The following is a 15,488-nucleotide window of genomic DNA, read 5'->3' as shown; positions in this document are numbered from 1 at the left end:
TGCTATAAAAAGTAGAGTTATCCGATGACTACCTGCCGTAACACTCCCACTTCTAACAAAGTGGAAGATAACGGCAGCTACGTCCCTGGATAACGATCTCTTAGCTTCAGTTGGAGTAAAAACTCCATCTGAAGGTTATAGATCTGTTTATAAATAAAAGGCTATGCATATAAGGGGATTTATTCCCCAATTCATGCATGGCCTTTTGTTCTATGTGTATTGAATTTTGACTTATGGGAAAAATAATTTAAAAATACATTATACAAAGGTTTACATAGCTTGATTTATTTTTATATATAAACTAAAATTTTTGTATATACAGAGTTTTATAGGAGGTAAAATATGGTAAAGGGATTAAAATTAGACTTAAGTAAAACAAGTTCTTATTTAAAGGAACAGGAAATAATGAATCTTCAGCCAATGGTAACAGCTGCTCACCAAATGCTTCATAAGGGCACAGGAGAGGGAAATGATTTTTTAGGCTGGGTAGAGTTGCCAGTTAACTATGACAAAGATGAATTTCAAAGGATAAAAAAGGCTGCAGATAAAATAAGAAGTAATTCAGAAGCCTTAATAGTTATAGGTATAGGTGGATCATATTTAGGTGCAAGAGCAGCTATAGAAATGTTAAGTCATACATTTAATAATTCATTAGCTAAAGAAAAAAGAAAAAATCCTCTAATATTTTATGTAGGAAATAATATAAGCTCTACATACATGGCAGATTTATTAGAAACAGTAGAAGACATGGACATATCAGTTAATGTAATATCAAAATCAGGTACCACTACAGAACCAGCCATAGCCTTTAGAATATTTAAAGAGCTTTTAGAAAAGAAATATGGAAAAGCCGGAGCTAAAGAAAGAATATTTGCAACTACAGATAAGAAAAAAGGAGCACTTAAAACTTTAGCAGATAATGAAGGTTATGAAACTTTTGTAGTTCCTGATGATGTAGGAGGAAGATTCTCTGTTTTAACAGCAGTGGGACTTTTACCAATAGCGGTAGCTGGAATAGATATAGAAGAGATGCTTAATGGAGCAAGAGATGCAAAAGAAAAATACAGTGATGATGATATAAATAATAATGATTGCTATAAATATGCAGCAGCAAGAAATGCATTATATAACAAAGGAAAAACAGTAGAAATGATGATAAATTACGAGCCATCAGTTCATTATTTTGGTGAGTGGTGGAAACAATTATACGGCGAAAGTGAAGGAAAAGATGGAAAAGGAATATTCCCAGCAGCGGCAGATTTTTCAACAGACCTTCACTCTATGGGACAATACATTCAAGATGGATTAAGAAACCTATTTGAAACTGTTATAAATGTAGAAAGTCCAAGAAAAAATATTCAAATAAAAGCTATTGAAGAAGATTTAGACGGACTAAACTTCCTTGCAGAAAAAGATATGGATTATGTAAATAAGCAAGCATTTAGAGGAACATTACTTGCCCATAATGATGGCGGAGTTCCTAATATAGTTTTAAATGTACCAGAATTAACACCATACTATTTTGGATATATGGTATATTTCTTTGAAAAAGCTTGCGGTATAAGTGGATATTTATTAGGAGTAAATCCATTTAATCAACCAGGTGTTGAAGCATACAAGAAAAATATGTTTGCTCTTCTTGGAAAACCAGGCTACGAAGACATGAAAGAAGAACTTGAGAAAAGACTTTAAATAAGAAAATTGTGACGGAAGTGGCATAGGAAAAATCTGCTTTTAATTCCGTGATAAATGTGAAATTTTGGACTGTGAACAGTACGCCAAGAACTTCTAATATTTGTCCATTTAAAGCCCCTAAAGTTTTCAAACTCACTCGTGCCTCGCTCAGGCAATGAAAACTTCTTAACGGTGCTTTAAATGGACAAATAAAGAAGTTCTAAGGCTAGTTCAATAGTCCTAAATTTCACATTTATCACTCCATTAAAAGCAGATTTTTCAGGTCATGCGTATATCGTCACAGGGAGAAAACAGCCTACTAAAGGATAATTTTTCTTCATTTCATTACGAAAAATTTTAGAATGTAAAAAAGATAGCTAACATAATTTCACGTTGTGAAATTGTGTTAGCTATTTTTGGGACTTAACTTAAATCTTTTATTAGCGGTAGCCAGGTTAAATATATAAATAATAAATATCAGATATCAAATATCAAATATCAATTAATATGGATTTTATTCATTTTCTTTAGAAAATCTTTAATTTATAAAAAGGAAGCGCTCATAATCTTTTTTAGGCGGAGCCGTTCGAAAAGTTATATGATATTTATTAAAATAAAAGACTCATGAAAAACAAAATATAGAATTCAACTTTAAGTGTATATTAAACAATAAAGCAGCAAACACTTTTATGATAATTGCTCCTAAAAGTATGATATAATTGAAAAATAAGTTAATTCATAATTGTTGTATATCGTGGAGTTAGCTACTAATAATAGGGGGTGAAGTTTTGGAGTGGATGATTTGGATTTGTTTTATTTGTATTATACTTTATTCTTCATATCCAGGGAAAATAAAAAAGCTTGAAAGTAAAGTAAAAAAACTTGAAAGAAATCAGAGAGGGGGTTGTGTGATGTCAAATATAATAACTTCACTTATAGGGAAAGAATGTAAAATAAAAACAGAGGAGGCAATACTTTTTAGTGGAAATGTAGAAGTAAATTGTTCAGTGCTAGATGCTGATGATGAATGGATAAAAATTTCTTATATAGATAAAAAGGGATGTGCTAAAATAAGAATTCTAAGAATTGATTCCATATCTAATATTGAGATAATTTCAGAGTAATATTCTTATATTGGGATTCAAAGATTGCTAGTGATTCAATAATAGTAATTTGTAGGGGAGATTTGAATTAGAATGAAGAACTACCATCGATACTGATAAACCTTTTACTGTTATGTATACCCGTGATGAAAAAATTAACAGATTAATGACAGATATATCAAAAATGAATTTACTAAAAAATTTAATGTATAAATACTAATTTATAGGTGGTTGTTATGTGTAAATTAATTATTATTAGAGGAAATTCAGGTAGTGGTAAAACTACGGTGGCAAAAACGTTACAACAAAAATTAGGTCATAATATTATGCTTATTTCACAGGATGTTATTCGCCGAGATATTCTACGTGTACATGATGGTATTGATACAAAAGCATTACCACTTATTAAAGAACTCATTTTATATGGGAAAGATAATTGTGATATTGTTATACTAGAAGGAATTTTAAATTCTAGTTGGTATCAAACATTATTTGAACTTGCAAAGTTTCAATTTAAAGATAAAATATTTGCTTATTACTATGATATTCCTTTTGAAGAAACTATAGTACGTCATAAAACAAAACCAAATTGTAATGAGTTTGGAGAAAATGATATGAAACGATGGTGGAATGAGAAGGATTTTATTGAAATTATTAAAGAAAAGATTTTAACTAAAGATTTAAGTGTAGATGAAACCGTAGATATAATTATAAAAGATATATCAGAGGTATAAAATCCAATTTATCAAGAATGGTTATACATTCTTATATATAAATCCTAATCCTACTTACGTATTTAGACTGGCTATCGCCAATAAAAGATTTTTAAAGCGTTTAAAAGAAAAGGTATAACTATTGCATTAAATGAATCAGTTATATCCTTTCCCCCTTTCCTAGTACCTAGCACCTAGTACCTAGTACCTAGTACCTAGCACCCAGTACCTAGTACCTAATAATTGTCCATTGTCCATTATCCACTGTCAATTATAAAATTGCGTCGCAATTTTTTACTATTGGGTGTATAATAAGTTTAAAAAACGAGGTAATAAATATGAGGATATTAGTAGATGCAGATGCTTGCCCAGGAAGAGATATTATAGAAAGGGCATCTAAAGAAAGCCAAGTGGAAGTAATAATGTTTTGTGATTTAAATCATGTTATTAAGAGTAGCTATAGTAAGGTTGTATATGCGGATAGTGGTTTTCAAAGTGTTGACATGAAATTAGCTAATGAAGCCCAAAAGGGAGATATAGTTGTGACTCAGGACTTTGGAGTGGCAACAATGGCATTATCTAAGAGGGCTTATGCCATTGGACCTAAAGGTTACATATATAATGATGATAACATAGATAAGCTTTTATTTGAGAGACATATTTCATCTAAGGTCAGAAGAGCTGGAGGAAAAACTAGCAATGCTAAAAAGAGAAGTGCCGAAGATGACAAAAGGCTTTATGAAAATTTAAAGTTTTTAATAGAGAAATCACTATCTGCAATAGATTACATCTAATTTATTTATAAAAACTCTAGATACCATTAGGATTATATGATAAAATCATTTTGACAAACTAATACGTTAAAGGAGTAGTATTATGATATTGATGAATTTTTTCGAAATATTAGGTACTATTGCTTTTGCTATTTCGGGAGCGTTATTAGGGGTTCAGAAAAAACTTGATATTTTTGGAGTATCTTTTTTAGCAGTAGTAACAGCTGTGGGTGGAGGAATATTTAGGGACATAATTATAGGCACAATACCTCCAGCAGCCTTTCAAAATCCAAAATACTGCTTAATAAGCATAGCAACTGCGGTAATAACTTTTCAGATGCATAAAGATATGAACAAGCTTAAAAATGTAGTGTTAATATCAGATGCTATTGGGCTTGGTATATTTACTGTGGTAGGTGCTAGTGCAGCATTTTCTCATGGCATAACTGGGGCATTTATAATAGTTTCCACAGGAATGTTTACTGGTATTGGCGGGGGAATACTTAGAGATGTAAGTGTTCAGCATATACCGGTAGTTTTTAGAAAGGAAATATATGCTGTTGCATCTATGATAGGAGCTTTAGCTTTCTATATATGCTATAAGTATATATCTAAAGAAACTTCAATTTATATTGGTTTTACTGTAACATTTATGGTACGAATGATTTCTGTAAAGTATAATTTAAACCTTCCCGTATGTAAGCAAAAGCATGAAGACTTAACGGTAGGTTAGTATTGTTGTAGAGATTAGTTATATATGATGTGGTTTTTTTATGTTTGTTTAAAATAGGGAGTTATTCACAGGATATATGTAATTTACCTTTCATAGTATAAAGTGGTATACTTATTATAAGTATATTTTACTTGATTGGGGGCTTGCATAAATGTCATATGTGATTAAAAAATATATATAATGGACTAGCATATTGACAGTTATTAATTTATTGACGGCTGCTTTAATATGTTGGTTTTGGGGTAAAAGAAATGCGGGGGATTATAGTACTATTTTATTTTGGACATCTGGAGTAATTATGGCATTAGGGGGATTTTCTTTAACTGGTAGTATAGGTGGTAGAAATAATATGGGGCATCAAAAGGCTAGAACTATTGGTACACAGGATCAGCTTAAAAGAGTTAAGGAAGATTTAGATGCCACTGAAAAAGACATGAAATTCATATTGATAGCAGGTGGGACTGGATTAATTGGATTTTTAATTAGTGCATTGATTTTAAAATTTTAAATAATAAAAGTAATCACCTCAGGAAGCGTAATACTGAGGTGATTTTGTATATATAAAAAAGGGGATGAGTACATGCGTATAGGTATTGATTTAGGTGGAACTAGTATTAAAGGCGGTATAGTAGATGAAGATGGTAACATAATATTAGAAAAGAGTCTTAAAACCGTAAAAGGAAAAGATGAAAATGGAGACAGAATTTGCAATGGCATAATAAAAATTATAAGGGAATTGATAGAAGAAAAAAATATTTCCATTAATCAAGTGAATTTGATAGGCATAGGGGTTCCAGGAAATGTAGACTACAAAAATGGCATAGTAGGTAGATGTGTAAATTTGCATTGGGAAAATGTCCATTTAGGTAATATATTAGAAAAGGAATTTGGGGTAAAGGTGCTTATTGACAATGATGCAAATGTAGCTGCTGGCGCCGAGTACTTGTTCGGAAGTACGAAAAAGGCTAATAGCACTCTTTTGGTAACTTTGGGAACTGGTGTAGGAGGTGGAGCTGTATTAAATGGAAAGATATACAGGGGAATAAATGGGGCAGCTATGGAAATAGGCCACACTATTGTTGGAGAAAACTTCTATAATTGCTCCTGTGGAAATAATGGATGTTTAGAAACTTTTACCTCTGCCACAGCCATAATTAAATATGCCATAAAATTAATTGAAGAAGGCCGAAAAACTATTATAACAGATATTGTGAATGGAAATTTGAATGATATAGATGCAAAAATAGTTTTTAATGCTGCCAGAAAAGATGATGTAGTGGCTTTAGAGGTTTTAGATAGATTTGTAAAATATTTAGCTATTGGTATAAATAATGCAATAAGCATTTTGGATGTGGATTCAATTGTAATTGGTGGTGGAGTTTCTGCAGGGTGTGATCTGTTTATGGACAAACTAATAAATGAGATAAATAGGATTAAGTTGTTTAAGGATATACCCTTTTGCACCATAAGAAAAGCCAATTTAGGAAATAGTGCAGGAATTATTGGAGCAGCGATGCTTGATAGGATATAAAAGTTACTATTAATATAGTCTGCAAAGGCTTTACTAATTATAAAATAAGGGCTGTTACATTAAGTAATCTACATATGATATATAGTAATATTTATACTTAGGCAACAGTCCTATTAAATTTATTTCTCATAATATAAAGGTGCATCCTTATAATTTAAAGTGCATTTTTTAGTCTTTTCAAAGCTTTTGAGTTACCATCACTTATAGAAGATGAGAGAATTTCGCACAAAAGTGTTAGACATTATTTTATTATTTAAATTCAGGCATATCTATTTCATCTTTTATGCCTTCTGGATATAGTAAAGCGTTATTGGTTCTTTCCATGATATTATAACCCAGTTTAGAAATTTGAATGTCAATGTTTTTCTTTTTATAGGTATAGTCAGGATTATAGTTTTCAAAATCCTTAATCATAGTATCACTCTCCATATTAATTTATTTACTGAAATTTTATATATAAATTTAAAGTTTTACTTTAGAGGAATAAATGGTTAAAATTTAAAATCAAGGTTGAAATTTTTGTGAAATTTTTTAAGTCATATTTTGAAAAACTCCAAAGGAGTTTTTTTATTATAAATTTTTAATTTTACATTTTTATTTTATAACTGCAAAAGTTCAATTAGTTACATTTTGTATAAACTAATGGTTTATTTAATTATAGTATTATCAATTATAAAAACATTATTCTAAAAGACAACGGGAAAACACTGGACAAAAGGTAATTTTGTTAAAAAAATATACAATGATAGTCCTAATTTTTAAAGGGTTTATGACAAATAAATTGAATATTATAATATAAACTATTAAATTTATTGTTATGAATTATAAGTATATAGTATAATGTATCTATGTACATAATATGGGATAAAATTCTAAATGGTATGTTTAATAATTTAATGTTATTGTGGGGGATTGATTATGAACGAAATTAATATAAAGTGTAGTTTAGAAAGTCCTCAGGATAGACAAAAGGAAATAATTTTTACAGTAGAAGGTGCAGAGGAAGAAAATTTACTTTACAAATTTCTTATAGGCAAAGATGGTGCATGGAAAACTTTAAGAGATTTTAAAAGTGAAAATAAGCTTTTATGGTACCCAGAAGAGGATGGTAAATATATAATAATGGTTCAAGTAAAAAAACAGGATAGCAAAAGTGGTTTTGACTATATAAGCAAGATAGAATATATTATAGGTGAAGATAGGGAAAGACTTATAAGTGGATTATATATAGATAAGGAAGAAGTGAATTTAGGAGATAAAATAACTGTTACTGTTGAAGGAACTAAAATTCCTTTAATGTATAGATATTGGGTAAGGGAAGAAGATAAATGGGAGCTTATAAAGGAGTACTCTCCAGAAAATACACTAAATTGGACTGTGGTAGCACCAGGTATACAACAGATATTAGTGGAGTGCAAAAATTTAGATTCAGATAATAGTTGTGATGATTTTCAAACAGTATCTTTTAATGTAAGGGATATAAGAAAACTTGAAATAACTGATTTTAAGTGTTTAACTAAAAATTTATTAAAAGGAAGAGAAATACTATTTCAAGTAAATGCATCTTATGAGGATAGCAGAATGATTCTTTATAAATTCATAAAGATAGATTCTAATGGGGATGCTCACTGCATTCAAGATTATTCTACCAAGAGAAATGTAGTTTACACTGAAGGAGAGGGCGGAGAATTTAAGCTTTTATGTCTTGCTAAGGATATGTATTCTACAAAGGAATTTGACGATAGGGCTGTTATATTTTACAAGGTTAAGCAATATGAAAAAATTAAACTGCAAGCTTTTACAACGGATTTAAGTTCTCCTCAAATATGCGGCACGGATATAGAATTAAAGGCTATAGCAAAAGGTGGAGAAAACTTATTATACAGGTTTAATATAGAGGGAGCGGAAAATAAAGATTCAGGATATATTGAAAGCAATAAATATATATGGAAGCCGGAAGAAAATGGGGAATATACCATTACACTGTATGTAAAGGATAAATCCTTTGAAGGTGAATATGAAGCTAAGGGAACTTTAGAGTTTAATATAGATGAAATAAATGCAGAGGATGTTAAAATAGAAGAGGTAATTTACGAAAAAAGAACCGCCTATGTAAAGGATCAAGCTATTAATGTACAAGTAGAGGCTTCAGGTGGAATAGAGCTTAAATATAGTTTTGTAGTCAGGAAAAATGGCAGTGAAGTTGAAAAAATAGGCTATGGTAATTGTAATTGGGTTAATTTTACCCCAGAAGAATGTGGAAATTATGAATTGGAATTATTGGTAAAGGATAAATATTCCAAAAGACAGTACGACACCCATGAAATTATTCATATGGAGGTTAGAAACTACTTGCCAGCTAACATAGACTATGTGCTTAAAACTCCTAAAGAATTTTATATGGTTGGAGATGAAATACCTTTTCAAGTAATATCTCAAGAAACGAAAGATACTTTAGTTAAGTATAAATTAAAAATAAATGGTCATCTTGTAGAAGAAACAGATTTTATATATAGTAAAATATACAAAATACTGCCAAGATGTAGTGGTTTATATCAAATAGACATATATGCTAGGAATATTAAAAGCACTGAAGAGTACGACTGTAAAAAATCTGTTAGAGTGTATGTAAATGATTGTTTACCTGTAACCAATACAAAGCTAAAAAGTAATAAGTTATGTTTTAAAGTAAATGAATGTGCAACTTTTTCTGTTACTAGTGAAGGCGGAAAAGATGTTGTTTATGAATTCTATTTGATGGAAAAAGGTGAATGGAAGAGAGTTCAGCACTATAATAAAAAAGAATACTATAGCTTTATTCCTTTCTCCAGTGGAATATACAAAATACTAGTATTGGCAAAGAGCAGATATAAAAATAAGGCCTATGAGGATTATGACATTTTTAAATTTTTAGTTGAAGAGTGTAAAGAGAAAAAATGCATAAATGTAGAATGTAAAAATGTAGAGGATATGAATGAAGAAGAGGGTTCACTTAATTTCCTATAAAGGTATATATAGTTTTATACGATATAAGTTACAAGAGGTGGATTTAATGAGAGTTGAAGATACACAAAACTTATTATTTGTAAAAATGTTCATGGATGGTTTAGGCAGCAAGGTTGGACAGAATTCCCCTGCATTTTCAGTTATGTTGGAAAGCATTACTGAGGCCTTAACTAAAAAAGAAAGTTTTATTTCTCAGGAGAGCAGTGGGGAAATTAAAAATCTTTATAGTTCAGAAGGAAATAGTATATTAAGTAAAGATATACAAAATATATGTAGCAATATAAATAGGGAAATAAGCAATGAGATAAGTAGCGGAATAAGTAAGGAAGAAATACCTTCTAAAATTGAAAGTGCTATAAAAAAGGCTGCTGCTAAATATGGAGTTGAAGAAAGCTTAATAAGAGCAGTTATAAAACAAGAATCCTCATTTAACCCTTTGTCTAAATCCTCTGCAGGTGCTATGGGACTTATGCAGCTTATGCCAGGCACTGCGGCATCTTTAGGTGTTACAAATGCTTATGATATAGATCAAAATGTAGATGGAGGCACAAAATATTTAAAAGGACTGTTGGAGTCCTTTGGAAATTGCAAGGAAATGGCTTTAGCTGCATATAATGCAGGACCTAATGGAGTTAGGCGAAGAGGAGTTACATCTCCAGGAGAAATACATAAATTGCCTAGTGAAACTAGAAATTATGTTACAAAGGTCATGAAATACTACAGAGGAAATCTTTAGAACACTATTGCTATAGGGTTGAATTATAAAGGAATTAATGCTAAAATTTCTTAATATGAATATAGGTTAAAATAGAAGCCATAATACAATTATGACTTTTATTTTTTTCTAAAAAGTAAAGGAGAGATGAATTTGGAAAGATTAGATAAGATCCTATCTAACTTAGGATATGGAACTAGAAAAGAAATAAAATCTCTTATAAAAAATGGTTTTGTTGTAATAGATGGAATTGCTGCAAAGGATAATGCTATGAAAATAGACCCTGAAAAAAGTAAGATTTCTGTCAATGGTGAAGAGATACTTTATAGAAAATACATATACCTTATGATGAATAAACCAGATGGGGTGGTGTCTGCAACCTTCGATAAATATGATGAAACTGTTATAGATTTACTTCATCCAGAATATCAAATTTTTAATCCTTTTCCTGTAGGAAGATTGGATAAGGACACGGTGGGACTACTTATTTTAACTAACGATGGTGAATTAAATCATAAGCTTATATCTCCAAAATACCATGTGGACAAAAAATATTATGCAGAGATAAATAAGCCTTTAGATGAAAAGGATGTGGAGGCTTTTAAAAAGGGTATAGTAATAGATGATGGATACAAGTGCATGCCAGCTAAACTGGAAATAATAAATTCCAGTGAGGATGGTGCGGAATGTCATGTAACCATACAAGAGGGAAAATTTCATCAAGTAAAAAGAATGTTTGAAGCTAGAGATAAAAAAGTTGTATTTTTAAAGAGAATTTCCTTTGGAAGTTTAACTTTAGATAAAAATTTGTCAGAAGGTGACTACAGGGAATTGTCAGAAGAAGAGATAGAGTTATTAAAAAGTTGTAAAAACATTATATAGATTGTGTAAAAAAATGAAGGATTTAATTTAATTTTAAAATTGTTTACAATTAAATCTGCAAACACTATTGATTTTTTGTTTTTATTTTAATATAATAATATTGCAAGGATAAATGAAAAGATAAATAGCCCCCTTTTTATTTATCATCAAAACAGCCCGGCCCCAAGGGCTGTTTTTGTTTTGCAATACAACCTTTAAATGTGCAAATTTTGTGAAACATATATATAAATATAGTAATTAATTTATAAAAATATATAAAATGACAAAAAATTCAAATTCTCTAAGAGGATTTGAATTTTTTATTAATTTAATAGATTAAAGTTGTGCAAAATGGTAAAATATATATATGAATTATTACAGGGAGTGAGTAAGCAATATGAATGGGGAATATATATCTAAATTACAAAATGAAGAAATGGATTTTTTATTCGACGCTATATTAGAGCTGAAAAACAGAGAAGAGTGCTATAGGTTTTTTGAAGATGTATGTACAATTAATGAAATAAAAGCCCTAGCACAAAGAATGCAGGTAGCAAAAATGTTAATGGAGAGAAGGACCTATTTAGATATTGCAGCAACTACAGGGGCAAGTACTGCTACTATAAGCAGGGTAAATAGATCTTTGAACTATGGAAGTAATGGTTACAAATTAGCCTTTGATAAGCTTAATTGGAAACCTTAAAATTAAAAAGATCTAAATAGGAATACCTGTATGTTAGGCACGAGGATATCCAAGATTTTTTAGGATTAAATCGTGCCTTTATTAGTTATTAACTGGACTTTCGCAGCTATAAAATGAAAATATAAAATTTGCAGTTAAGTAATAGTTCTTACCTACTTTACAAATTCTTATTTTACATTATAAATTTTAAATTAATAATGTTTGATATAATATAAATATGTCTATTATAATAATATAAACAAAGTTCTTAGTTTTAGATGGAGTATTACTGTAAGTAGCCATGGAATAAACAAAGTTCTTTTAATTAGGAGGCTTGGTAACAGATGGATTTAAAAAAACTTTTAAATAGAGAACAGTATGAAGCAGCTAGTACTATAGAGGGTCCTCTTTTAATACTTGCAGGGGCTGGTTCTGGAAAAACTAGAGTATTAACTTATAGAATAGCTCATATGATTGAGGATTTAGGCATATATCCTTCTAGCATATTAGCCATAACCTTTACCAACAAAGCTGCAGGAGAAATGAAAGAAAGAATAAAGGCTTTAGTAGGAGATGTGGTTGATAGTATGTGGGTTTCCACATTTCACTCTAGTTGCGTTAGAATTTTGAGAAGAGAGATAGATAAAATAGGCTATAATAAAAATTTCGCCATATATGATACATCAGATCAAAAGGTACTTATGAAAGAATGCATGAAGGAATTGAATATAAATGATAAGGATATAACGGATAGAGAAATTTTGGGCAAAATATCTGATCAAAAGAATAATTTAATTTCCGCTGAACAGTTTAAAATGGAAAATGAAAGAAACTATAAATTAAATAAAATAGCAGATGTATATCTTTTATATCAAAAGAAGTTAAAAAGCAACAATGCCTTAGATTTTGATGATTTGATTTTTAAAACTGTAGAATTGCTAAAAAAACATAAGGATGTTTTGGAATTTTACCAAAGAAAATTTAAATATATAATGGTAGATGAATATCAAGACACCAACAGAGCACAATACGAATTGGTGAAATTACTAGCAGCAGGCCATAGAAATATATGTGTGGTGGGGGATGATGACCAGTGTTTACCAAAGGGCAGTATGGTATCCACTCCTAGGGGAAAAGTGGCTATAGAAAATTTAAAAGAAGGCAGTGAAGTATTATGTGCAGCTGGTAATGGACAGATTCATAAAGGACAAATAGAAAAAATAATGAAGAAGGAATATAATGATATTTTAGTAAAAGTTACAACTAAAAGTGGCAGAGAAATTAAAGCAACTCCAAATCATATAACCTTTTTCAAATTAGACCCTGAAGAGGGAATTTATTATGTTTATTTAATGTATAAAAAGGCATATGGATATAGAATAGGTATAACAAAAGCTTCAAGAAGCAGAAAAGAAGGATACAAATCCACTGGATTAGCCCTTAGGTTAAATGGTGAACAAGGGGATAAAATGTGGATTATAAAGGTATGTAAAGATAAAAAAGAAGCAAGTTATTATGAACAATATTATTCCACAAAATATTCTATACCAACGGTGGTTTTTAACGTTAGAGGACGAAGAATTTCAATGACTCAAGAGCAAATTGATAGAATTTATAAGGAGATAAATACCTATGAAGGAGCAGCAAATTTAATGAGGGATAGCTTTTTATATGAAGAATATCCTCATCATTTTGCCTCTGCTGTAATAAGAGGAAACACTGTTAGAAAGATAGTTAACTTAAATTATTTTTCCGGTAAAAAATCCGAAGAAAAGGGATACCACTCACACAGAATAGCACTTATAACATCTGGAGATGAAGAGAGAGAAAAGGCAGTTAAGGCAGGATTTAATGCTAGAAAAGGAAGCAGAAATACTTGGAGAATAGAGACAGAAAGAAGAATATACGATGAAGCTGAGAAATATGCAAAGAGTATAGCGTGTATAGATGAGCATATGGAAATTGTAAGAAAAGCAAGGCTTACAGAAGAAGGAAGTTATTTGTTTGTTCCTTTTGGAAGTTTAAAAGAAGGAATGAAAATAGTAATAAGGAAAGAAGATAAATTAATTGAGGATACTGTAGAAAAGGTTGAATTTGAAGAATTTAAGGGATATGTATATGATTTAAGTATTCCGGAATTTAGACAGTATATATGTAATGATATAGTGGTGCACAATTGTATTTACCAGTGGAGGGGAGCAGATATAAGGAATATATTAGACTTTGAAAAAGACTATGCTGAGGCTAAAGTGGTAAAACTTGAGCAAAATTATAGATCAAAAGCTAATATATTAAATGCTGCTAATGAAGTCATAAGAAATAATGCCCAAAGAAAGAACAAAGTACTTAGAACAGAAATGGAAGATGGGGATAAAATAAATATATATAGAGCATATTCTGACATAGATGAAGGTATGTTTGTGTGCAAAACCATAAAGAATTTAATGAAAGAAAAAAATAAGAATTTCAAGGATTTTGCCATATTATACAGAACCAATGCTCAATCCCGTATCTTTGAGGATGTATTTATAAAAAATGCAATACCATATAGAATAATAGGCGGATTGAAGTTCTATGATAGAAAAGAAATAAAAGACATATTGGCTTACTTAAAACTTATAAACAACCCTGTGGATGATATAAGCTTAAAGAGAATAATAAATGTACCTAAAAGAGCTATTGGAGATACCACAGTAGAAAAGATACAGCATTTTGCTAATACCATAGAAGATTGCCTTTATAGTGTAATATTAGATGTAGAAAATGTACCAGGATTAAGCGCAAGAAACATCACATCTATAAATAAATTTACAAGCCTTATAAATAGCTTTATAGCTAATAAGGATGAAATGATGGTTTCAGAGCTTATAGAGGAAATAATAGATAAAACAGGGTATTTAGATTCTCTTCTAAAAACCAATACTATAGAAGACAAGGCTAGAATAGAAAACTTAAAGGAATTGGTTTCTGCTGCGGTGGAGTTTGAAAATTCTTCAGAAGATAAAAGTTTATTTGCATTCTTAGAACAAGTAACTTTAGTTTCAGACATTGATAATTTTAATGAGGAAGCAGATTCAGTGGTACTTATGACAGTACACAGTGCTAAGGGACTTGAATTCCCAGTGGTATTTATGGTGGGCATGGAAAATGGAATGTTCCCAGGTATGGCCTCATTAAATGATTTCAATGAAATGGAGGAGTCTAGAAGACTTTGCTATGTTGGAATAACAAGGGCAAAGGAACAACTTTACATGACCTCTGCAGAAAGCAGAAGGGTATTTGGAAGAACTGTATGTTACGAAGAATCTGACTTTATAGCAGAGATACCTTTAAGGCTTAGAGAGAGAGTAAATCTTCAAAATAGCGATCCTAGAGTTATGGCAAGAAGAAGCGTAGATGATTGCATTAGAAATAATCCTCATAGTCTTAGAAATTCTTTTAATCCATTTTCTAACAACTCATTTAAAGAAGAAAGCAATGGATATAATAATAGTAATGCAGGTAAAGAAGCTAGTGAAAGTGAAATAGTAGAAGGAAGAAAAGTTAGACACTCTACTTTTGGAGTAGGCACAGTAGTAAGTAAAAAAGTTACTGATAGCGGAATTAAAATCACTGTGGTATTTGATAACTATGGTATAAAAAATTTAATGTACAATAAATCCATACTAGAAGTACTGTAAGTGGTGTGAGGTGAGAG

At 30.3% G+C, this 15,488-nt stretch carries 13 protein-coding genes; 12 read left to right on the top strand and 1 reads right to left on the bottom strand.

Features of this window, described 5'->3' with window-relative positions; genetic code table 11:
* Positions 1-342 precede the first annotated feature (342 nt).
* From FGK85_RS03730 to FGK85_RS03695, 7 genes are all read left to right on the top strand, one after another.
* The gene (locus tag FGK85_RS03730; protein WP_138203846.1) at positions 343-1,692 is read left to right on the top strand and encodes a glucose-6-phosphate isomerase; all 1,350 of its coding nucleotides are present in this window, start codon (positions 343-345) and stop codon (positions 1,690-1,692) included.
* 893 nt (positions 1,693-2,585) lie between these two features.
* The gene (locus FGK85_RS03725) at positions 2,586-2,798 is read left to right on the top strand and encodes a hypothetical protein (protein WP_138203844.1); all 213 of its coding nucleotides are present in this window, start codon (positions 2,586-2,588) and stop codon (positions 2,796-2,798) included.
* A gap of 215 nt (positions 2,799-3,013) precedes the next feature.
* Positions 3,014-3,511, top strand: coding sequence for a kinase (locus FGK85_RS03715; RefSeq protein ID WP_138203842.1), 498 nt, complete (start codon positions 3,014-3,016; stop codon positions 3,509-3,511).
* 317 nt (positions 3,512-3,828) lie between these two features.
* Positions 3,829-4,284, top strand: a complete 456-nt coding sequence (locus tag FGK85_RS03710; RefSeq protein WP_138203840.1) for a YaiI/YqxD family protein — start codon at positions 3,829-3,831, stop codon at positions 4,282-4,284.
* A gap of 82 nt (positions 4,285-4,366) precedes the next feature.
* On the top strand, positions 4,367-4,996 hold the full coding sequence (locus FGK85_RS03705; RefSeq protein ID WP_138203838.1) for a trimeric intracellular cation channel family protein: 630 nt from the start codon (positions 4,367-4,369) through the stop codon (positions 4,994-4,996).
* 193 nt (positions 4,997-5,189) lie between these two features.
* Positions 5,190-5,504 carry a hypothetical protein gene (locus FGK85_RS03700; RefSeq protein ID WP_171011319.1) on the top strand — a complete coding sequence of 105 codons (315 nt, stop codon included), beginning with the start codon at positions 5,190-5,192 and terminating at the stop codon, positions 5,502-5,504.
* Positions 5,505-5,576: 72 nt separating this feature from the next.
* Positions 5,577-6,527 carry an ROK family protein gene (locus tag FGK85_RS03695; protein ID WP_138203834.1) on the top strand — a complete coding sequence of 317 codons (951 nt, stop codon included), beginning with the start codon at positions 5,577-5,579 and terminating at the stop codon, positions 6,525-6,527.
* 249 nt (positions 6,528-6,776) lie between these two features.
* On the opposite strand, the gene FGK85_RS15255 is transcribed toward FGK85_RS03695, so the two are convergent.
* Positions 6,777-6,941 carry a hypothetical protein gene (locus FGK85_RS15255; RefSeq protein WP_171011318.1) on the bottom strand — a complete coding sequence of 55 codons (165 nt, stop codon included), beginning with the start codon at positions 6,939-6,941 and terminating at the stop codon, positions 6,777-6,779.
* A gap of 504 nt (positions 6,942-7,445) precedes the next feature.
* On the opposite strand from FGK85_RS15255, the gene FGK85_RS03690 reads away from it, so the two are divergent.
* The 5 genes from FGK85_RS03690 (at position 7,446) to FGK85_RS03670 (ending at position 15,471) form a co-directional block, all read left to right on the top strand.
* Positions 7,446-9,533 (top strand): triple tyrosine motif-containing protein, encoded by a 2,088-nt coding sequence (locus tag FGK85_RS03690; protein WP_138203832.1) that lies wholly within the window; start codon positions 7,446-7,448, stop codon positions 9,531-9,533.
* Between the two features lie 46 nt (positions 9,534-9,579).
* The gene (locus FGK85_RS15700; protein ID WP_279232898.1) at positions 9,580-10,269 is read left to right on the top strand and encodes a lytic transglycosylase domain-containing protein; all 690 of its coding nucleotides are present in this window, start codon (positions 9,580-9,582) and stop codon (positions 10,267-10,269) included.
* Positions 10,270-10,401: 132 nt separating this feature from the next.
* The gene (locus tag FGK85_RS03680; RefSeq protein WP_138203830.1) at positions 10,402-11,130 is read left to right on the top strand and encodes a pseudouridine synthase; all 729 of its coding nucleotides are present in this window, start codon (positions 10,402-10,404) and stop codon (positions 11,128-11,130) included.
* Between the two features lie 376 nt (positions 11,131-11,506).
* Positions 11,507-11,812, top strand: coding sequence for a YerC/YecD family TrpR-related protein (locus FGK85_RS03675; protein ID WP_138203828.1), 306 nt, complete (start codon positions 11,507-11,509; stop codon positions 11,810-11,812).
* A 323-nt stretch (positions 11,813-12,135) separates the two neighbouring features.
* Positions 12,136-15,471, top strand: a complete 3,336-nt coding sequence (locus FGK85_RS03670; RefSeq protein WP_138203826.1) for a UvrD-helicase domain-containing protein — start codon at positions 12,136-12,138, stop codon at positions 15,469-15,471.
* The last annotated feature ends 17 nt before the right edge of the window (positions 15,472-15,488 follow it).

This window comes from Haloimpatiens lingqiaonensis, assembly GCF_901447495.1.
Classification (GTDB): domain Bacteria; phylum Bacillota; class Clostridia; order Clostridiales; family Clostridiaceae; genus Haloimpatiens; species Haloimpatiens lingqiaonensis.
The sequence above is the reverse complement of the archived record's forward strand: the minus strand, read 5'-3'. Positions and strand labels throughout refer to the sequence as shown.